Annotated in this window: 20 protein-coding genes; 6 read left to right on the forward strand and 14 right to left on the reverse strand. The window is 64.3% G+C overall.

Annotation, left to right across the window (positions count from 1 at the left end):
- Positions 1-56: 56 nt before the first annotated feature.
- Positions 57-2,105 (forward strand): elongation factor G, encoded by a 2,049-nt coding sequence (locus VGV41_RS21740; protein ID WP_326866270.1) that lies wholly within the window; start codon positions 57-59, stop codon positions 2,103-2,105.
- A 15-nt stretch (positions 2,106-2,120) separates the two neighbouring features.
- On the opposite strand, the gene VGV41_RS21745 is transcribed toward VGV41_RS21740, so the two are convergent.
- Entirely contained in the window at positions 2,121-2,609 is a 489-nt protein-coding gene (locus tag VGV41_RS21745; RefSeq protein WP_326866271.1) for a DUF421 domain-containing protein, read from the reverse strand.
- A 10-nt stretch (positions 2,610-2,619) separates the two neighbouring features.
- Positions 2,620-3,114 carry a hypothetical protein gene (locus VGV41_RS21750; protein ID WP_326866273.1) on the reverse strand — a complete coding sequence of 165 codons (495 nt, stop codon included), beginning with the start codon at positions 3,112-3,114 and terminating at the stop codon, positions 2,620-2,622.
- Positions 3,115-3,239: 125 nt separating this feature from the next.
- On the opposite strand from VGV41_RS21750, the gene msrP reads away from it, so the two are divergent.
- A complete protein-coding gene (msrP, locus tag VGV41_RS21755) occupies positions 3,240-4,208 on the forward strand; it encodes a protein-methionine-sulfoxide reductase catalytic subunit MsrP (protein WP_326866276.1) in 969 nt (322 codons plus the stop codon).
- A gap of 161 nt (positions 4,209-4,369) precedes the next feature.
- Positions 4,370-5,254, forward strand: coding sequence for a DUF2189 domain-containing protein (locus VGV41_RS21760; RefSeq protein ID WP_326866277.1), 885 nt, complete (start codon positions 4,370-4,372; stop codon positions 5,252-5,254).
- Between the two features lie 19 nt (positions 5,255-5,273).
- Here VGV41_RS21760 and VGV41_RS21765 read toward each other — a convergent pair whose 3' ends face one another.
- Complete coding sequence (locus tag VGV41_RS21765; protein ID WP_326866278.1) at positions 5,274-6,050, reverse strand: cyclase family protein; 777 nt, start codon at positions 6,048-6,050, stop codon at positions 5,274-5,276.
- A 114-nt stretch (positions 6,051-6,164) separates the two neighbouring features.
- On the opposite strand from VGV41_RS21765, the gene VGV41_RS21770 reads away from it, so the two are divergent.
- Positions 6,165-6,455 (forward strand): DUF1330 domain-containing protein, encoded by a 291-nt coding sequence (locus VGV41_RS21770; protein ID WP_326866279.1) that lies wholly within the window; start codon positions 6,165-6,167, stop codon positions 6,453-6,455.
- A 149-nt stretch (positions 6,456-6,604) separates the two neighbouring features.
- Positions 6,605-7,834: an amino acid ABC transporter substrate-binding protein gene (locus VGV41_RS21775; RefSeq protein WP_326866281.1), complete on the forward strand. Its 1,230-nt coding sequence runs from the start codon at positions 6,605-6,607 to the stop codon at positions 7,832-7,834.
- Between the two features lie 228 nt (positions 7,835-8,062).
- On the opposite strand, the gene VGV41_RS21780 is transcribed toward VGV41_RS21775, so the two are convergent.
- The 5 genes from VGV41_RS21780 to VGV41_RS21800 all read right to left on the reverse strand — a co-directional run bounded on the left by VGV41_RS21780 (position 8,063) and on the right by VGV41_RS21800 (position 12,193).
- Positions 8,063-8,809 carry an ABC transporter ATP-binding protein gene (locus VGV41_RS21780; protein ID WP_326866282.1) on the reverse strand — a complete coding sequence of 249 codons (747 nt, stop codon included), beginning with the start codon at positions 8,807-8,809 and terminating at the stop codon, positions 8,063-8,065.
- Positions 8,799-9,536, reverse strand: a complete 738-nt coding sequence (locus VGV41_RS21785; protein ID WP_326866283.1) for an ABC transporter ATP-binding protein — start codon at positions 9,534-9,536, stop codon at positions 8,799-8,801. Before VGV41_RS21785 ends, VGV41_RS21780 begins: the two co-directional genes overlap by 11 nt.
- Positions 9,533-10,537 carry a branched-chain amino acid ABC transporter permease gene (locus VGV41_RS21790; RefSeq protein WP_326866284.1) on the reverse strand — a complete coding sequence of 335 codons (1,005 nt, stop codon included), beginning with the start codon at positions 10,535-10,537 and terminating at the stop codon, positions 9,533-9,535. The genes VGV41_RS21785 and VGV41_RS21790 overlap by 4 nt, the downstream gene beginning before the upstream one ends.
- Before the next feature lie 3 nt (positions 10,538-10,540).
- Entirely contained in the window at positions 10,541-11,410 is an 870-nt protein-coding gene (locus VGV41_RS21795; RefSeq protein WP_326866285.1) for a branched-chain amino acid ABC transporter permease, read from the reverse strand.
- 330 nt (positions 11,411-11,740) lie between these two features.
- Entirely contained in the window at positions 11,741-12,193 is a 453-nt protein-coding gene (locus tag VGV41_RS21800; RefSeq protein ID WP_326866287.1) for a hypothetical protein, read from the reverse strand.
- 89 nt (positions 12,194-12,282) lie between these two features.
- Here VGV41_RS21800 and VGV41_RS21805 point away from each other — a divergent pair, with 89 nt between their 5' ends.
- Positions 12,283-13,485 (forward strand): FAD binding domain-containing protein, encoded by a 1,203-nt coding sequence (locus VGV41_RS21805; protein WP_326866288.1) that lies wholly within the window; start codon positions 12,283-12,285, stop codon positions 13,483-13,485.
- 29 nt (positions 13,486-13,514) lie between these two features.
- On the opposite strand, the gene VGV41_RS21810 is transcribed toward VGV41_RS21805, so the two are convergent.
- The 6 genes from VGV41_RS21810 to VGV41_RS21835 all read right to left on the reverse strand — a co-directional run bounded on the left by VGV41_RS21810 (position 13,515) and on the right by VGV41_RS21835 (position 19,272).
- A complete protein-coding gene (locus VGV41_RS21810; protein WP_326866289.1) occupies positions 13,515-14,585 on the reverse strand; it encodes an amidohydrolase family protein in 1,071 nt (356 codons plus the stop codon).
- A gap of 59 nt (positions 14,586-14,644) precedes the next feature.
- Complete coding sequence (locus VGV41_RS21815) at positions 14,645-15,364, reverse strand: ABC transporter ATP-binding protein (RefSeq protein ID WP_326866291.1); 720 nt, start codon at positions 15,362-15,364, stop codon at positions 14,645-14,647.
- Positions 15,354-16,091 carry an ABC transporter ATP-binding protein gene (locus VGV41_RS21820; RefSeq protein WP_326866292.1) on the reverse strand — a complete coding sequence of 246 codons (738 nt, stop codon included), beginning with the start codon at positions 16,089-16,091 and terminating at the stop codon, positions 15,354-15,356. Before VGV41_RS21820 ends, VGV41_RS21815 begins: the two co-directional genes overlap by 11 nt.
- Positions 16,088-17,071: a branched-chain amino acid ABC transporter permease gene (locus VGV41_RS21825; RefSeq protein ID WP_326866294.1), complete on the reverse strand. Its 984-nt coding sequence runs from the start codon at positions 17,069-17,071 to the stop codon at positions 16,088-16,090. Before VGV41_RS21825 ends, VGV41_RS21820 begins: the two co-directional genes overlap by 4 nt.
- A complete protein-coding gene (locus VGV41_RS21830; RefSeq protein WP_326866295.1) occupies positions 17,068-17,940 on the reverse strand; it encodes a branched-chain amino acid ABC transporter permease in 873 nt (290 codons plus the stop codon). The genes VGV41_RS21825 and VGV41_RS21830 overlap by 4 nt, the downstream gene beginning before the upstream one ends.
- A gap of 75 nt (positions 17,941-18,015) precedes the next feature.
- Positions 18,016-19,272 (reverse strand): ABC transporter substrate-binding protein, encoded by a 1,257-nt coding sequence (locus VGV41_RS21835; RefSeq protein ID WP_326866297.1) that lies wholly within the window; start codon positions 19,270-19,272, stop codon positions 18,016-18,018.
- Positions 19,273-19,387 lie beyond the last annotated feature (115 nt).

Raw genomic sequence — 19,387 nt, forward strand, 5'->3', positions numbered from 1 at the left:
ATATCGCTCAGGGCCGGGAAACTTGGTCCGACCTCCCGGCCGGCAGGGAGGACGACATGGGACAAAACGGCACGACTCCCAAGGGTCCCCGGTGCATTGCACTGGTGGGCCCCTTCCAGAGCGGCAAAACCACACTTCTCGAAGCGATCTTGGCCCGTACCGGCGCGGTTCCGCGCCAGGGCACGGTCGACGGCGGCACCTCGGTCGGCGACGCGAGCAAGGAAGCCCGCGCTCACAAGATGAGCGTCGACGCGACCTTTGCGTCCGTCAATTTCATGGGCGAGAGCTATACTTTCGTCGATTGCCCCGGTTCGATCGAATTCCTGCACGACATGCGCACCGTGCTGCCGGCGGTCGACGCCGCAGTCGTCGTCTGCGAGGCGGACGAGAAGAAGGTGCCGCAGCTGCAGCTCATCCTGCGCGAATTGGAAGAGCAGAACATTCCGCGCTTCCTGTTCCTGAACAAGATCGACAAAGCCGACAAGCGCGTGCGCGAGACGATCAAGCTCCTGCAGCCGGCCTCGCGCGTGCCGCTGCTGTTGCGACAGATCCCGATCTGGAAGGGCGATCTCATTGCCGGCTTCGTCGATCTCGCTCTCGAGCGCGCCTTCGTCTACAGGGAGTACGCGGCCTCCGAAATCATCGACCTCGCCGGCGACGATCTCAGCCGCGAGAAGGAAGCGCGCTTCACGATGCTGGAGACGCTCGCCGATCACGACGACGCGCTGATGGAGCAATTGCTGGACGACATCCAGCCGCCGCGTGACAAGGTGTTCGACGATCTCGCCAAGGAATTGCGCGACCGCATCGTCTGCCCGGTGCTGCTCGGCTGCGCCACGCGCTCGAACGGCGTGCTGCGGCTGTTGAAAGCGCTGCGGCACGAAGCCCCGGGCGTCGCCGAGACCGTGCAGCGTCTCGGCGTGAAGGCCGGCGCGGAGGCGGTCGGTCTGGTGCTCAAGACGTTCCACACCGCGCATGGCGGCAAGATGTCGGTCACGCGCGTGCTGTCGGGCCAGATCGGCGACGGCACCACGCTGTCGCTGCCGACGGGAGAAGCCGGCCGCGTCTCCGGCGTCTTCAAGCTGATGGGACAGCATTTCGAGAAACGTGGGCCGGCGGCGGCGGGCGACACCGTCGCGCTCGGCAAGCTCGACACCGCCAGGACCGGCTCGACTTTGTCGACCGGCAAGCAGCCGCATGCCGCGCTCTTCGACGTGCAGCCGACGCCGCCGGTGCTGGCGATCGCGGTGCAGGCGCGGGAGCGCAAGGACGACGTCAAGCTCGGCGTCGCCTTCACCAAGCTCACCGAGGAGGATCCCTCGTTGGTCGTTGTGCACAACCCGGAAAACCACGACGTGGTGATCTGGGGGCAGGGCGAGATGCATCTGCGGGTCGCGACCGAGCGTCTGGCCGACCGCTTTGCGGTTCCAGTCAGCACGCGGCCGCCGACCGTCGGCTACCGCGAGACCATCCGCAAGGACGTCTCGGTGCGCGGCCGGCACAAGAAGCAGTCCGGCGGGCACGGCCAGTTCGGCGACGTGGTGGTCGAGATCAAGCACCGGCCGCGCGGTGCCGGATTCACTTTCGAGGACCGCATCACCGGTGGCGTGGTGCCGCGCAATTACATCCCGGCGGTCGAGGAGGGCGTGCTCGACGGTCTCAAGCACGGTCCGCTCGGCTTCCCGGTGGTGGACCTCACGGTGGCGCTCGTCGACGGCTCCTATCACACCGTCGATTCCTCCGATCAGGCGTTCCGCACGGCCGGGCGCATCGCCATGAGCGAGGGTCTGCCGCAGTGCCAGCCGGTGCTGCTCGAGCCGATCCACGAGGTCGAGATCGTCTGCCCGAGCGATGCCACCGCCAAGATCAACGCCATCATGTCCAGCCGGCGCGGCCAGATCCTCGGCTTCGACACACGCGAGGGCTGGACCGGTTGGGACGTTGTGCGCGCGCAGATGCCGGAAGCGGAGATCGGCGACCTCATCATCGAGGTGCGCTCGGCGACGGCCGGTGTCGGCTCGTTCAGGTTCAAATTCAATCACATGGCGGAATTGACCGGGCGCACGGCGGACCAGATCGTGGCCGCGCGCCGCGCTGCGGAATAGCCACCGTCGTCGGCGTCAGGCGTTCGGCGCGCGGGCGGGCATCGGCTCGACGGTGCCCGCTTGCACCGCCGGGACGATGGTGATCTCGCCGGTCGCCTCGAGGATGGCGAACTTGATCTGGTCGATACGTTCGAGCCCATGCAGCCGCCGCGCCGACGCGAGGATATTGTCTTGCGTGATGCGGGCCCGCTGCATGCGCTCGGTCATCGGATAGCCGTTCTCGACCAGAATCATCGGCATCGCGTTGAGGACGCGGCGGAAGAACGGCGATTTCAATTCCAGGATCGAGAGCGCGACGTCCAGCGTCACGAAAGTGGCGACGAGCAGCAGCGCGTTCATGAGCGAGTAGTCCTGCCCGGTGATCGCCCGCTGCGTCGAGCCGCCGATGATCATGAACAGCACGAAGTCGAAGGCGGTCATCTCGCCGAGCGTGCGCCGCCCGGAGACGCGGATGATCGCCCAGAGAACGAAGAAGACGACGGTGGCTTTGATCACGCTGTCCATGTGCTGCGCCTCACGGGTAAGCGAAGATCCAGAACGCGGCGGCCGGACCGCCATCCAGGCTCGCGATGATGCGGCTCAAGCCGTAAGAACGGGCGTGCGCCCAGATCACCACGCGGCCTGCAGCGCCCGGCGGCGCGGCGAAGGTCAGGTCGATCCCGTCCCGATCCGTTTTGCTGCGTGACGGCGGCGGCTGGATGCTGGTGAATTCGAAGTCGCGCTGGAACGACGCGCTCAGATGCAGCGTCCGTTCGCCGGCGCCGCCGGGGCCGAGATCGAAGACAAAGGACGACGTCCGCGTCGCCCGCTGGAAGCGCTCGTAGGTGACGGAGAGCGCGCCGCCGGTTGCGTGCGCCCAACTCGCCGGGCCGTTGCCGAAGGCGCCCGTCAGCCCGACGACTGCGATGACCGTGAGCACGAGCCAACCAAGGCGCTCCACGACCCAGGATCGCTTTTGGAAGCGCATATTCTCCTGCACCGGGTAATGTCGGCTGGCGAACTCGTCCACTGGGCTGCTCTCCTTCCGGCTGGAAACGTCCGTCCGAAATCGTAAGTTCCTCTCGCGCAAGCGTGATTTGCCAGTGAGTCGGGGCCGCCGTAGGTCTCGCACGGGGACTTCAGGGAGTATCCGCCTTGCCGAACAGCCGCCGTCCGTGGGATCTGCCCGAGCGTCTGGCGACGCCGGAGCAATTGGTGTTCAACCGCCGCGCCCTGCTGGTCGGCGGCGCGAGCGCGCTGGCGCTGATGTCCGGGCCTGCCATCGCCCAGCGGGTCGGTGACGTCGATAAGCTGGCCGACCCGAGCGCCCGCCTTTATCCCGCCAAGCGCAACGAGACCTACAAGCTCGACCGGCCGATCACCGATGAGAACATCAACACGCATTACAACAATTTCTACGAATACGGCACGTCGAAGGACGTTGCGACGGCATCGGAGAAGCTGCAGACCCGGCCGTGGACGGTGAAGATCGACGGCATGGTCGAGAAGCCGTTCGAAATCGGCGTCGACGATCTGATGAAAAAGATGACGCTGGAAGAGCGCACCTATCGCCATCGCTGCGTTGAAGCTTGGAGCATGGCCATCGCCTGGACCGGCTTCCCGCTCAAGAAGCTGGTCGATTTCGCGCGCCCGCTCGGTTCGGCGAAATTCGTGCGGATGGAGACCTTCCTCGATGCCAAGATGGCGCCGGGCCAGCGCATGAGCTGGTTTCCTTGGCCGTATATCGAGGGCCTGACGATGGCGGAGGCGACCAACGATCTCGCTTTCATCGCCACCGGCGCCTACGGCCATCCGCTGGCGAAAGTGCAGGGCGCACCGCTGCGGCTCGCGGTGCCGTGGAAATATGGGTTCAAGTCGATCAAGTCGATCGTGCGCTTCTCGTTTGTCGACAAGCAGCCGCTCGGCATGTGGCAGCAGATCCAGGGTTCCGAATACGGCTTCTGGGCGAACGTCAATCCGGCGGTGCCGCATCCGCGCTGGAGCCAGGCGACGGAAGAGGTGATCGGCACGGGCGAGCGGCGGCCGACTTTGCTGTTCAACGGTTACGGCGAGTACGTGGCCGGCATCTACAAGGGTCTGGAAAACGAGCGCCTTTGGGCCTGAGTTCCGCCGCGCGCAATCGTGATCGGCCGCCTGCCGGCGCCGTGCTATCCTTACACCACTTCGTGGCTCGTGGGCATGACCTTGGAGCCGGCGAAACGACCCACGACTCCGAGCGGCAGTGCGCCACAGCCACCTGAAGCGGATGCATCAGGGAGGCGAACATGGCCTATTCGAACGTTCTCGTCGGCGCGGGCGCGACGCCCGCCACGATCACGGTGCGTCGTATCGGCGTCGAGGATTTGAAGATCGCGCTCTCGCGCGGCTTAGACGACTTTCTCGCAATGCCGACGCACGCGATCTTCCTCTGCCTGTTCTATCCACTGGCCGGCCTGGTGCTGGCGCGGCTGGCCTTCGGCTATTCGGTGCTGCCGCTGATCTTCCCGCTGGCGAGCGGCTTCGCGCTGGTCGGTCCGTTCGCGGCGCTCGGACTCTATGAATTGAGCCGCCGGCGCGAGGCGGGGCTCGACGTCAATGCGACGCATGCCTTCGACGTCATGCAGTCGTCGTCGATCGGCGCCATCGCCGCACTCGGCGCGCTGTTCCTGGTGATTTTCGGCGTGTGGCTTGCCGTGGCCAACGCGATCTATGTCGCGGATTTCGGTTATGCGCCGCCGGCATCGATCGGCGCGTTCCTGCGTGACGTGTTCACCACCTCGGCCGGCTGGAATCTGATCGTCGTCGGCAACGGTGTCGGACTATTGTTCGCGGCGGCCGTGCTGACCATCGGTGTCGTGTCGTTTCCGTTGCTGCTCGACCACGATGTCGGCGCAGCGGTGGCGCTCAAGACGTCGATCGAAGCGGTCGTGCGCAATCCGGTGACTATGGCGTTGTGGGGCCTGATCGTAGCTGCCTTGCTGGTGCTCGCGTCCCTGCCCGCGTTCCTTGGCCTCGCCGTGGTGCTGCCCGTGCTCGGCCACGCGACCTGGCACCTCTACCGGCGGACGGTCGATGCCGACGGCACGCCGCGGCCGGAGGTGACGCCGCGGCCGCATCGGGACCGGAGCGGCGCCGACTTCCCGGTCAACCTGCTGCCGTGGAAACGCTGAGACGGATCGCGCCGTCGCCTCACGTGTCGATGATGGCGACGGCGCGCGTCCAGCCGGCTGAGCCGCCGCGCACCTTGACCGGGAAGCAGCTCACCATGAAGCCGGTCGAAGGCAGAGCCTCGAGATTGTGCAGCTTCTCGATATGGCAATAGCCGATGTCGCGGCCGGCGCGGTGGCCTTCCCAGATGATCGAGGGATCGCGCGTCTCGGCATAGCGCTGCATCGTGAAGATGAATGGCGCATCCCAGCTCCAACCGTCGATGCCGGTGACGCGCACGCCGCGCTTGAGCAGATACATCGTCGCCTCGCGGCCCATGCCGCAGCCTTTGGCGACATAGTCCGGGCGGCCGTAAGCGGCGCCGGCGCTGGTGTTCACCACGACGATTTCAAATGGTGAAATCGTGTGGCCGATGCGCTTGAGCTCGGCTTCGACATCGGCGGCGGTCGCCACGTAACCGTCGGGGAAATGGCGAAAGTCGAGTTTCACCCCGGGTTGCAGGCACCAGTCGAGCGGCACTTCGTCGATCGTCAGGGCACGCTTGCCGTGGTCCATGGTCGAGGCGAAATGATACGGCGCATCGAGATGCGTGGTGCAGTGCGTCGACAGCTTGACCCATTCGAAGCCCCAGCCTTCGCCGTCCGGCAGATCTTCTTTTTTCAGCCCGGGAAAGAACTTCAGGATATCGGCCGCGGTCTGCTGGTGGTCGAGATATTCGATCTTCGGCCCGTAGCCTGGAGGGTCGGCGGCCACGTCATTCTCGAGCGGCACCGAAATGTCGATGATTCTGCGCGCCATTACCTGTCCTTTCGCCACGCCTTCTTGTGCAGGGCACTCACGTCTTCGATAGTGCAAAGCATGGCCGGGACGATCGGCACAAGTCCGGCCGACTGGGAATGGAGAAAACGTCACATGCCTGCTTATTGGGTCGCGCGCTCGAAGATCAACGATCCTGTCGAATACAAGAAATATACGGACCTGGTGCCGGGCATCATCGCCAAATTCGGCGGCAAGGTGCTCGCCCGCGGCGGCAAATTCCAGATCATGGAAGGGCTGGACAAATTCCAGCGCTTCGTGGTCATCGAGTTTCCCACGTTCGAGCAGGGCGTCGCCTGCTTCACCTCCAAGGACTACGACGACGCTGCGGCGTTCCGGCGCAGCGGGGCGGGCGAGGTCGAAACCATCATGGTGGAGGGGATTTAGCCCAACTTTTTCGTGGACTTAGCCCCTAGCGCGCGGAACCGAAACCCGCTTACAATGCGGCAAAACGAATTTCAAAACGGGAGGAATGGATGCTTTCAAGACTGAAACTACGTACGTGCGCTTGGATGGCGGGCGTCGGGGCTGCGGTGATGGCCACCGCCCTGTTCGCCACGCACCCGGCGCAAGCCCAAGACAAGAAGCCGATCGTGATCGGCTTCGGCCAATCGCTGACCGGCTTCCTGTCGCCGAACGGCAAGCAGGCGCTGCTCGGCGCTGAAATCTGGCGTGACGAGATCAATAAGGCCGGCGGTTTGCTCGGCCGGCAGGTCGAACTCAAGTACTATGACGACCAGAGCAAGCCGGACACCGTACCGGGTATCTACACCAAGCTATTGGATGTCGACCACGTCGATCTCGTGGTGGGTGGCTATGCTACCAACCAGAACGCGCCGGCGATGCCCGTCGTCATCCGCAAGGGCAAGACCTACATCAGTCTGTTCGCGCTCGACGTGAACGGCAAGTTCAAATACCCGAAATACTTCTCGGTCCTGCCGACCGGGCCGAGCACGAAGACCTCGTTCACGGAGGGCTTCTTCCAGATCGCGGAAGAACAGAAACCGAAACCGAAAACGGTCGCGCTCGCCTATGCCGACGCGGAATTCTCGCAGAATGCCTGCGAAGGCGCGCGCGAGAACGCCAAGAAGGGCGGCTTCAAGATCGTCTATGACAAGAGCTACCCGCCCCCACCGAAGACCTCGGATTTCACCTCGATCGTGCAGGCGCTCAAGGCCGCCAATGCCGATCTCGTGGTGGTGTGTTCCTATCCGGCCGATTCCGTCGGCATCATCGAGGCGGCCAACGAGACCGGCCTGAACCCGAAGATGTTTGGCGGTGCAATGGTCGGCCTGCAGGCTCTCGTCTTCAAGGACAAGCTCAAAGGCAAGCTCAACGGCATCGTGAACTATGAGACCTGGGTTCCGGACAAGAAGGAGATGTATCCGGGCACCGAGGCGTTCTTCAAGGAGTACCAGGCACGTGCCAAGGCGGCCGGCGTCGATCCGCTCGGCTATTACCTCGGTGGCTGGGGCTACGCCCAGTTCCAGATCCTCGGCGACGCGATCAAGGGCTCCAAGAGCATCGACGACAACAAGATCGCTGCTTATTTGAAGTCGCACTCCTTCCAGACAGTGATGGGGCCGATCAAATTCGGCGCCAAGGGCGAGTGGGCCGAGGGCCGGATGCTGCAGGTGCAGTATCACGACATCAAGCCTGACGCGAACCTCGAGACGTGGCGTGGCATGAGCTACCAGACCGTGCTCACGCCCCCGAGCCTGGCGACCGGCAAGGTGGTCTATCCCTACGAGAAGGCGCATAAGTAAGCCGATCTCACGACGACAACAAAACGGCGCCGTGTGCCAAACACGGCGCCGTTTTTGTTTCTACTGTGCGTGAGCCACACGCGGGTCCACCTCCTCTTGAAGGGGGGGCGGATCGCGTCAGCGGTCCGAGTGGGGGGTAGTTTGCGAATTGGCGGACCACACGCAGCCCCCCTCCCTGACCCTCCTCCCTTTCAGGGAGAGGGAAGGCGAGACCGTGCAGCGTTGGCCTTACGTATCCAGTCCGAGATAGAACTGGCGGATGAGGTCGTTGTTGTTGAGTTCGTCGGCTGAGCTGCCTTCGAAGGCGATCTTGCCGTGCACGATCACGTAGCCGCGGTCGGCGATGCGCACCGCCTGCACGAAGTTCTGCTCCGCCATCAAGACCGTCAGATGGTAGTGATCCTTCAGCCGCTTGATCGCATCGATGGTGCGGCTGACCAGCAGCGGCGAGAGCCCGACCGAGGGCTCGTCGATGAGCAGGATGCGCGGCGAGAGCATCAGCGCGCGCGCCAGCGCCAGCATCTGCTGCTCGCCGCCGCTCATCGAGCCGGCGAGCTGGTTCTTGCGCTCGGCCAGCCGCGGGAAGATTTCGAAGCAGAATTCGAGGTTCGGCTTGATCTGCGCGCGCGCCTTGCGGCGGCTGGCGCCGAGCAGCAGGTTCTCTTCTACCGTCTGCCGCGGGAACAGACGCCGGCCTTCCGGCACCAGCGCGATGCCGAGGTCAACGATGTGCTCTGTGCTCTTGCCGACGAGGTCGTGGGTCTCGCCGTCGATGACGGCGGTGATGCTGCCCTTCTGCGGGCGCACCATGCCCATCATGCACTTCATCAGCGTCGACTTGCCGTTGCCGTTGGTGCCGAGCAGCACGACTGTCTCGCCGCCGGCGGCGCGGACCGAGACGTTCTCCAGCACGCGCACGGCGCCGTAGGCGGCGTCGATGCCATCGACGGTGATGCTGTTGTCGTTATGTGCCAAGGTAGGCTCCCACGACGTCCTTATCCTTGATCACGTCGTCCGGCGCGCCGTCGGCGATCTTCTTGCCGGAGACCAGCACGGCGAGCCGCTGCGAGAACGCCATCACCGCGCGCATGATGTGCTCGATCATGATGATGGTGATGCCGCGCTCGTTGAGGCGGATCAGCAGCTTGACGATGTCCTCGACCTCGGAATGCGACAGGCCGGCCATCGCTTCGTCGGCGATCAGGAGTTTCGGCTCGGCGGCCACCGCGCGCGCGAGTTCGAGCTTGCGCATCTCGACCTGCGTGAGGTCACGCGGATTGTGCCGCGCCTTGCCGTCGAGCGCGACCAGCGCGAGCAGTTCCATGCAGCGATCGTCGATCTCGGCCGCCGACAGATGATGCCCGGAACGCGCCGCCACGGTATAGATCAACGGCACGCGGATGTTCTCGGCAACCGTCATGCTCATGAACGGGCGCGGCAGTTGGAAGCTGCGCGCCAGCCCGAGACGCGTGCGCTCATGGGCGGCGAAGCCGTCGATCTTCTCGCCGGCGAAGGTCACGCTGCCGTCCTCGTTATGCAGCGTGCCGCAGATACAATTGACCAACGTGCTCTTGCCGGAGCCGTTCGGTCCGATGAGGCCGAGCCGTTCGCCTTCGGCGACGGCAAGGTCGATCGAATCGAGCGCGACGAAGCCGCCGAAGCGCTTGCCGACGCGCTCTACCTGGAGGAGCGGCGCATTCATGGCTTGCTCCGCTTGCCGAACCAACCCTGCCACAGCCCGAGAATGCCGTTCGGCGCGGCGACCACGAAGCCGACCAGCAGCAGACCGACGATCAGCAGGCCGACCGCAGAGGAAATCGTGACGGTCGCGACCTGCTGCATCGTTCCGAGCAGCACGGCGCCAATCAACGGTCCGGCCCAGGACGTGGTGCCGCCGATCAATGGCATGGCGATCGTGTTCACGGCGTAGCCAAGATCGAACACCGAGCCCGGCTCCGTGTAGCCGATGTAGAAGGGAAAGGGTGCGCCGGCCATGCCCATCAGCGCGCCGGAGATGACCGTTGCGACCAGCTTGAGCTTCAGGGTCGGTACGCCGCAGGCTTCCGCCGCCAGTTCGTCGTCGCGGATGGTGGCGAAGCCGACCCCGAGCCTCGATCGCTCGATCAGCCGCGCAGTGGTGAGCGCGATGATCGTCATGAGCAGCATCAGAATGAAGAGGTATTGGATGTAAGGCCCGATCACCGGCACGGTATTGGGTGGAATGACGTAGGCCCCGCGCGAGCCGCCGACGAAGGACCAGTTCACGACCAGGGTCTGCAGCACGATGGCGAGCGCCAGCGTCGCGATGGCGAAATAGACGCCGCGCAGCCGTAGTGTCAGATAGCCGGTACCGAGGCCGACGAGGCCCGCCATGATGCCGGCGATGACGATGATGATGGGCACCGGAAGCGGAAAGATCGCCTGCGCCACCGGCAGGATCGACGCCGGGAAGATGTCCTCGGGCGATTGCCCGATCGTGTAGAGAAACACGCTGGTATAGGCGCCGATGGCGAAGAATCCGGCCGAGCCGAAGTTCACGTAGCCGCAGTAGCCGCCGAGAATGTTCCAGGCGGTCGACAGGATGATGAACTGCAGCACCGTGTAACCGGCGAAGAACAGGTAGTCGTTGCCGAAGAAGCGAAGCCCCAGATAGAACAGGGTGGCGAGAACGAGCTGAATAAGAACAAAAACGGGCGTTCGCACGGGTCAGCGTCCCAATAGGCCGGAGGGACGCACGGCGAGCGTGAGCAGCAGAATGCCGAACGATACCGCCGGCGCCCACGAGGGCCCGTAGAAGGTCGAGGTGATGCTCTCGATGACGCCGAGCAGAAGAGCGGCGATCAGCGTTCCCGGCAGGCTTCCCAGTCCGCCGAGCACGCAGATCGCGAAGATGCGACCGATATAGTCGCGGCCGACCGACGGGATCACCGGCTGGATGATAATGAGGCAGGCGCCGGCGAGCGAGGCGGTGGCGATGGAGATGCCGAAGGCGATGCGCTTGATGCGGGTCGGATCAACGGCCATCAGCCGCAGCGCCAGCGGGTCCTGCGAGACCGCCATCACGGCGCGGCCGATAAAGGTGCGGCCAAGGAAGATCTGCAGCCCCGCGAACATGATCAGCGACGTCACGCAGGGCACCAGCATGCGGTACGGGAATTCGAGCGGACCCAGCCGCAGGCTCGCGCCGATATAGGAAGCATCGACCGAGCGGTAGTCGACGCCGAACACCAGCACCAGGACCACCTCGGTCACGAACAATAGGCCGAAGAAGAAGGCCAGTCCGCGCAGCGAATCCTGGCCACGCTTCTCGAAGGAAACATAGAAGATCTGATAGATGCCCGCGCCAAGCAGGTAGAAGGCTGGCAGCGCGACGATGCTGACGACGATCGGGTCGACGCCGAAGTTGGCATTGACGATGTAGGCGATGTATGAGCCAAGGATGATGAAGGCCGGATGCGCGATGTTCACCACGTCGAGCATACCGAACGAGATCGAAATGCCGACGGTCACCGCGGCGTAAAAACCGCCGAGGAGAAGCCCGGCGATGATTGCATTCAACAGAAGACTGAAGTCCATGCCGTCCTCAGGTCTCGCGCCCGTGCCCGGGTGCATGCAGAGAACCGGCGCGGTGCACCGTCATCGATGGCGCTGGCGGCGTGGCCGACATTGTCCCCTCGTTCGTCCCGTCACGTTTCTTATAGGCGCTGTTGCGCTCGTTCTTTGCCCGCCGCTGCGCGGAGCGCCGGGCGGTTATCCCGTCGCGGCCGGGGCCGCGGCAGTGGGTGCAGTTTGCACCGAATTTTGCCGGCTTGGCTAGCCAAATTGATCGGGCGTCAAACCAATCCCGCGGCAACGGGCCGCACGCCGGCGCAACCGGCGCGCGTCGTTGGCAGTCCCGTATCGCGATTAGGCCGCGGCCGACTGCGGCTTCACACCCGCCGGCAATGTCATCGGCTTGTTGGCGCTGTCCTTGAACTCGACCGTCATGAAGATCATGTCGCGGTCGCCGAGATTCTCCAGATCGTGCACCTTGAACTCGCCCGCGCCGTAGGTCTCGTGCCGCGTCTCGCCCACCTGGTAGGTGTACTCGACCGTCGTGCCGTCATGCACGTGCTGGCGGCCGCGTCCGCCGCTCACCGCCGTCCAGAAATAGTCCAGCACGTGGCGGTGAAAGCCGATGCGCTCGCCGGGCGCGAGCTTGATCATCCACACGCGGGTGCGTTCGTTCTCGGAAAGCAGCATCGAGCCAACGCAGGGGTTCGGGTTCTTCGCCTCGCGTTCGAATTCCGCGGCGATATCGGCCGGCCACTGCGACTTCTCTTTTTTCTCAACCGCCTTGTCGAGCATTGTCAAAGCCATGGGAGTCCTCCAGTGCTATTGAGTGTCATATATAGGATAATTCCGCGATCGAAAAGATTGAGGAACGTCAATTGCCGGGACCTTCTGGGATGCGCGCCGTCGTCATTGGCGGCTCGATGAGTGGGCTGCTCAGCGCCCTGCTGTTGCGCAGGGCCGGGTGGGACGTCGACGTCTACGAGCGGGTGGACAGCGAATTGTCCGGTCGCGGCGCGGGAATCGTGGCGCAGCAGGAACTCATCGGACGGTTGCGCAATATTGGCCTCGCGACCGACGACCTTGGCGTGCACATCACCACCCGCAAGATTCTCGACGCGCAGGGGCGGCTGACGCATCAGTACGAGTGCCCCCAGGTGCTCACGGCGTGGGAGCGCGTGTACCGGCTGCTGCGCGATGCTTTTCCGCGGGAACATTATCACCGTGGGCACGGGCTCGCCGGATTTGAGCAGGACGAGAACAAGGTTGTCGCTCGCTTTTCGAATGGGAAAAAAATCTCCGCCGACATGTTGGTGGGCGCAGACGGCATCCGTTCGACCGTGCGGCAACAATGCCTGCCGCATGTGTTGCCGCAATACGCGGGCTACAGCGCCTGGCGGGCGCTCATCGCCGAAAGTGCGTTTCCGCCGGCCGTGCACCGAGAGCTGTTCGAGTACATGTCGTTCGGCCTGCCGCCGGGCGAACAGTTCCTCGGCTATCCGGTGGCTGGTCCGGACAACGATCTGCGTCCGGGGCATCGGCGCTTCAACGTCGTCTGGTATCGGCCGGCGGAGGAGAAGACCAAGCTGCAATGGCTTCTTACCGACGAGAGCGGCGTGACCCACGCGATCTCGATCCCGCCGCCGCTGATCCGCCGCGACGCCATCGTCGAAATGCGCGCCGATGCCGAGCGGCTGCTGGCGCCGCAATTCCGCGAGATCGTGCGGCTGATCGCCGAGCCGATCCTGCAGCCGATCTACGATCTGGAGTCGCCGCAGATGGCGTTCGGCCGCGTAGCGATCGTCGGCGATGCGGCTTTCGTGGCGCGGCCGCATGTCGCAGCCGGGGTGTCGAAGGCGGCGGACGACGCCGCCGCTTTGGTCGAGGGCTTGCGCGCCGAAGGCGATGTCGCCGCCGGTCTCAGGCGCTTCGCGGCGGCGCGGCTCGACGAAAATTACCGCATCATCGAACGCGCGCGCCATCTCGGCGCTTATCTGCAGGCGACGCGCACCGAAGCGGAGCAGGCGCGCGCCGGCCGCCATGCGACCGACGACGCGGTGCTGTCCGAAACGGCGGTGCTGGATTTTCTGTACGAGTAGTTATCCCTCCCCGACGGGGAGGGAACACATCACATCCCCAGCAGCTTCTTGGCGTTGCCGCCGCACAGCGCCGCGCGGGTCGCGTCGTCGAAGCTGGCGACCGAATTGACGTGGCCGATCGGATCGTTCTCCAGCATGTCAAAGGGATAGTCGGTGCCCAGCACGATGCGGTCGGCGCCGTAGGTCTTCACCAGCGCCTCGAGCTGATGCGGCGTGAAGACGATCGTATCGAAATAGACGTTTCGGTGCAGGTACGTCGTCGGCGGATTCGGCAGGCTGCCGTGCGCGTCCGACCGCGCACCCCAGGCATGGTCGATGCGTCCCGAATAGGCGCCGAGATAGCCGCCGCCGTGTGCCGCGAGAACACGGAGCCCGGGATGACGTTCGAACACGCCGTCAAAGATCAGGTAGTGCAGCGCCATCGTCGTGTCGAGCGGATTGCCGATCACGTTGTTGAAGTAAAAGCGCCCGAAACGCTGCGGCTGGGTGAAGCCGGTCGGATGGATGAACACCAGCGCGTCGAGCTCCTCGGCCTTCTTCCAGAACGGCGCGAAGGCCGGATCGGACAGTTCCCTGCCGTTGACATTGGTGAGAATCTCGACGCCCTTGAAGCCAAGCTGCTTCATGCCGCGCTCGAGCTCGATGGCCGCCTCGTTGCCGTCCTGCATGGGAACGCCGCCGAGCGCAACCAGCCGGTTCTTGTGCTTGCCGACGTATTCGGCGATGCCGTCGTTGAGCGCGCGCGCCGCCTGCACGCCGACCTCGAGAGGCAGGTGATAATAGATCTGCGGCGGCGCCGGGCAGATGAGCTGCATGTCGACGCCCATCTCGTCCATTGCGGCAAAGCGCTCGTCGGTCGTGCTCATGCGTGTGCGGACGTCGGCCGCCTGCTTGGCCATCAGGGCCTGGGTCTCCGGGGTGGAGGTCGCAACCAGCGGATCGGTGGCATTCTTGAGATGCGGCGCGACGATTTCTGCCACGCGCGGCACGGTGACATGGGCGTGCATGTCGATGGTGACGCTCTTCGGCCGCAGCGTGCGACCCGGCTTGCCGTGCGTGCGCGCCGCCGTGTCGGCGTATTTGTTCCAGATGTCGGTCATTGCATGCCTCGTTGAATGCACGGGCGCCGCCTTGGCAGGCGCCGGCGTCGTTGAAACCTTCAAAAGACTCCGAGATGCTGCCGCAGGACGGCGTCGTCCTGCCTGAGTGCGGCCGGCGTGGAGACCACCGCGACCTGGCCGGTGTTGAGCAGCACGATGTCGTCGGCGACGTCGAACACCAGCGTCGGATTCTGCTCGACCAGCACGATCGACAGCCCGCTCTGCTTGAGCTTGCGGATCGTCTCCATGACCTCGTGCACGATCTGCGGCGCCAGACCCTCGGACGGCTCGTCCATCAGCAGCACGCGCGGATTACCCATGAGCGCGCGGCCGATCGCCAGCATCTGCTGCTCGCCGCCGGAGAGATGCGCGGCCATCTGTGTCGTGCGTTCCCTCAGCCGCGGAAACATGGCGAACACGGTGTCGAGCGTCCACGGCGCGTGCGCGCTGTTGCGCGGCTCGCGCGCGGCGACGATGAGGTTCTCGCGCACGCTGAGGCTCTTGAAAATGCGCCGGCCCTGCGGCACCAGCGCCACGCCGCAGGCGGCGATGTTCTCCGGCGAGCGGCCGGCGACCTCCTCGCCGAACACGGTGACCTTGCCGCGCCGCGGCGCCAAAAGGCCCATCGCCACGTTCATGCAGGTCGACTTGCCGGCACCGTTGCGGCCGAGCAGGCCGAGCATGCGCGCCTCGCCGAGCTCGAACGAGACGTCCTGCAGCACGTGGCTGTCGCCGTAATAGGCGTCGATGTGCTCGAGGCGGAGCGCGCTAGTGGCCAAGATAGACCTCCCGCGTGCGCGGATCGTTGACGACGTCGCTGCGCGTGCCCTCGACGATCACCTCGCCGAAGTGCAGAAGCGTGATGCGCTCGGCGAATTCGAGCGCCACGTCCATGTTGTGCTCGATCATGATCATCGTGACGTCGCGCGGGATCGCCATCAGGCACTGGTGCACGTCGCGGCGCTCGTCGATCGAGAGCCCGGCGAACGGCTCGTCGAGCAGCAGCACCTTCGGCTTCTGCGCCAGCGCCATGGCGATCTCGACGCGGCGGCGTTCGCCGTAGGAGGTCTGCGCCAGCGGTCGCTCGGCAATCTTGTCGAGTCCGACCTGCTTCAGCGCCGCGCGCGCGTCCTCGACGATATGGCCCTGCCGCTTCATGTCGATGAACGGATTCCACCGCAGCGGCGAGAGACCAAGCAACGCCAGGGACACATTGTGGAGAATCGTATCGTTCGGAAACAGCGTGATGATCTGGTAGGTTCGGGCCAATCCGAGATGCGGTCTACGGCGGCTAGGCACCGACGTGATGTCTTTACCCAAAAGCTGAATCGAGCCGGCATCGGGCGAGATCTCGCCGGTGATCAGGTTGAACAGCGTGGTCTTTCCGGCTCCGTTTGGGCCGATGATAAGCCGCCGCTCGCCGGGCTCGATGTTCAGATTGACGCCGCGCGTGACGTGCAGGCCGCCGAAGGATTTGCGCAGCTCGGAGACAACGAGGGCGGTCATGGCGAAGGCTCCGTCACGCCGGTTTGCGCGGACTTATCCTCGCTTCGTGACGAGAACATGAGGCGCCACAGCCGCACGCTGCCGGGCACGAGTCCTTCCGGCATGAAGATGACGATTGCGACAAAGATGGCGCCGAGCAGGAAGTTCCATCGCGTGATGTAAGCGCTGACCACGTTCTTCACGATCACGACAAGGGCGGCGCCGACGGCCGGTCCGAACAGCGTGCTGGCGCCGCCGGCTATGACCATCAGCAACACCTCGGCCGACGCAGTCAGTGCCACGGTCTGCGGACTCATGAACTGATTGTAATAAACGAACAGGATGGCCGCCGCCGTCGTCAACAGACCCGAGAACATGGTCGCCCAGAAGCGAATGGCCCAGACGTGATATCCGAGGGCATTCATTCTACGCGCCTGATCGCGCGTGCCCTTGAGCGCCGCACCCATCGGAGAGCGGACGAATGTAGCCACGGCGGCGATCGAGATCAGGAAGACGATCAGCGTCGTGTAATAGAACGCCGTCGGGGAGCTGAGCGCAATTCCGAACGGGGCCGGTCGCCCGTGGAGACTCACGCCATTGTCTCCGTTGGTCACGCTGATCCAACGGTAGGCCAGACCCCAGGCGATCTGGCCGATGGCAAGCGTGATCATGATATAGCCGATGCCCGACGTCCTCAGCGACACCACGGCGTAGACTGCGGCTGCGAGCGCCGTAACGCCGAAGGCGGTCAGGATCGCGGCGGGATGACCGAAGCCGATCTGCAGCATGTAGCCGGTGGTGTATGCGGCTACGCCGAAGAGCGCGGCATGGCCGAGCGACACCAGCCCGGCATATCCGGCGAGAATGTTCACTCCGATCGCGAAGACGGCGTAAAACAGGATTTGGCTGGCGACGTTGAGATAATAGACGCCGGGAATCCAGTACGGCAGCGCCGCCAACAGGACGAACCCGATCGCCAGGGGAATGATTCGGTTGTTCATGGGACGAACCTGCCGAACAATCCTTGTGGCTTCAGCAGCAGCACCAGCAACATCGGCAGGAAAAGGACGAAATAGGCGAGTTCGGGCAGGAGCGCCTGTCCGAAATTATAGATAAAGCCGATGATCAGGCTGCCCAGAAACGAGCCGAGCAGGCTTCCCGAGCCGCCGATGATCACGACGACAAGCGCGAGCGGCAACATGTCCTGATCGAGGCCGGGATAGACCGACAAAATAGGCGCTCCGATGATGCCCGCGAACGCGGCCAGAGCCGCGCCCAATGCGAACACGATCGTGAAGAGCTGGGATACGCGGATGCCGACAACCCGCGCCATGTCGGCGTCGTCGACCCCGGCGCGGATCATCGCGCCGAGGCGCGTTCGATCGAGCAACAGCCACAAAGCAACCGCCACAATCGAGGCGATCACGATGATGCCGAGACGATAGAGAGGAAATGCCAGCGGTCCGACGCGGACGAAGCCGGCCAGGCTCGCCGGCGAATTGACCGAGATCGGGTCGCCGCCCCAGCCCATCAAGCACAAATCGGCGACCATGAACGACACGCCGAGGGTGACGAGAACTTGCGCCGAGGCCTGCCCGCTCAGCCGCCGCAGGAGCAGACGCTCCAGCAGGGCACCGAACAACGCGGCCAGCGCCGATGCCAGCAGAGCGGCAATCCAGAAATTGAGCTTCAGCCCCAGGAGATCGTTCGTGAAGGTCGCGCCGAAATAGGCGCCCAGCATGAACAGCGAACCGTGCGTCAGGTTCGGAATGCGCATGAGCCCGAAAATCAGAGAAAAGCCGGAGGCGAGCAGGAACAGAAGCCCGCCGAATGTGATGCTGTTGACCGTCAGCACCAGCCAGAACGACATGCGCGAATTCCTTGCTCGCGGGGATAAAGAAACGCGGGCGTCGCGATGCGGCGCCCGCGTTGAAGCGCTATTCGATCAGCACTTCCCGAGCGGAGGATAGTTGCGCGAGTAGACCGGGTGGGCGAGATATTCCTTCTCCGGCCACGTCCAGAACTGGCTGACGTTCTCGTAGGTCTTGATCGTCTTGTTCCAGAGCTTCAGCCCGTACTTGGCGCCTTCCTTGCCCAGGCGACGGACGTAGAAGTTGCCGACGACATTGCCGAAGTGATCGAACTTGACCGGACCGCGCGGACTGTCGCTCAGCGTCGCACTCCGCATGGCATTGAGGAATTTCTCGCGGTCGCTGCTGTCCCCGCCGGTGGCCTTGAGGCCGGCGGCGACGACCTCGCAGTTCGTGTACAGGCCGGCCGCGTAGAAGCCCGGCACGGTATTGAAGTTCTTCCTCATTCCATCGACGAAACGCTGGTTGCCGTCGGATTCCAGGTCAAGCGTGTAGGGGCAGCAGCTCACGAGGCCGAGGGCGTCTTCGCCGAAGCTCGTCAGCAGTGCATCGTCGCCGCCGGTCTCGCCGGTGACTACCGGATATTTGAGGCCGGCACTGGCGTATTGCTTCATGAAGCGTATCGGATTTGAGCCCGCGAATCCCTGACATACGACGTCGCAGTCGGTGATCTGGGCGAGGTAAGGCGTGTAATCGGGCGTCACGATCGGCGGCCAGAGCTTTTTGTTCACGCAGCCGCCGTCCTTCTGGAAGGACGCCTGGAAGCCGCCCATCTGCTCGTAACCGAAGGCGAAATCCTCGACGATGGTCACCGCCCGCTTGAGTTTCATTTCAGTGGCCGCATAGTGGCCCATCGGGTGCATCGCCTGAGACGAGGTAGCGGACGCGCGAACGAGGAACGGGTTGGCATGCCGCTGGGTCAGATCGTCGGCGGCTGCGAGGCTGAGCGTCGGCATCTTCTGCTGCCGGATGTAGTCGTTGATCGCGTACAACTCGAAAGCGGCGAGCGGGCCGAGAATGACGTCGACCTTGTTGCGCTCCACGAGCTCCTGCGCCTTCGTCTTGGCGCCGGCAGGGTTGCCGCCGGTGTCGGCGGAAATGAATTCCACCGGACGGTCACCCATCTTGTTGTTGTTGAGCTTCAGATAGGTCTGGACGCCCTGTTCCATCTGAATGCCGCCCTGCGCGAGCGGGCCGGTCTTGACGGTGAGCAGGCCGAGCTTGAACGGCTTGGCCTGCGCGATCGCCGGCTTCGGAAAATTAAGTGCGGCTGCGGCGACACCGGCGGCCGTACCCGCCATCATCGTACGACGTGATATCTTGCGAGACATTGGCAGTCCTCCCTGAGCGCCCTCGAGCGGGGCATTTTTTGAGCAGCCTTCGTGCGGCCGTTGAACCAGCCGTCCGCCGCGGCCGCTCGCGCAGGTAAAGCGACATCGTCGCCGT

This window comes from Pseudolabrys sp. (assembly GCF_035943735.1).
Classification (GTDB): Bacteria; Pseudomonadota; Alphaproteobacteria; order Rhizobiales; family Xanthobacteraceae; genus Pseudolabrys.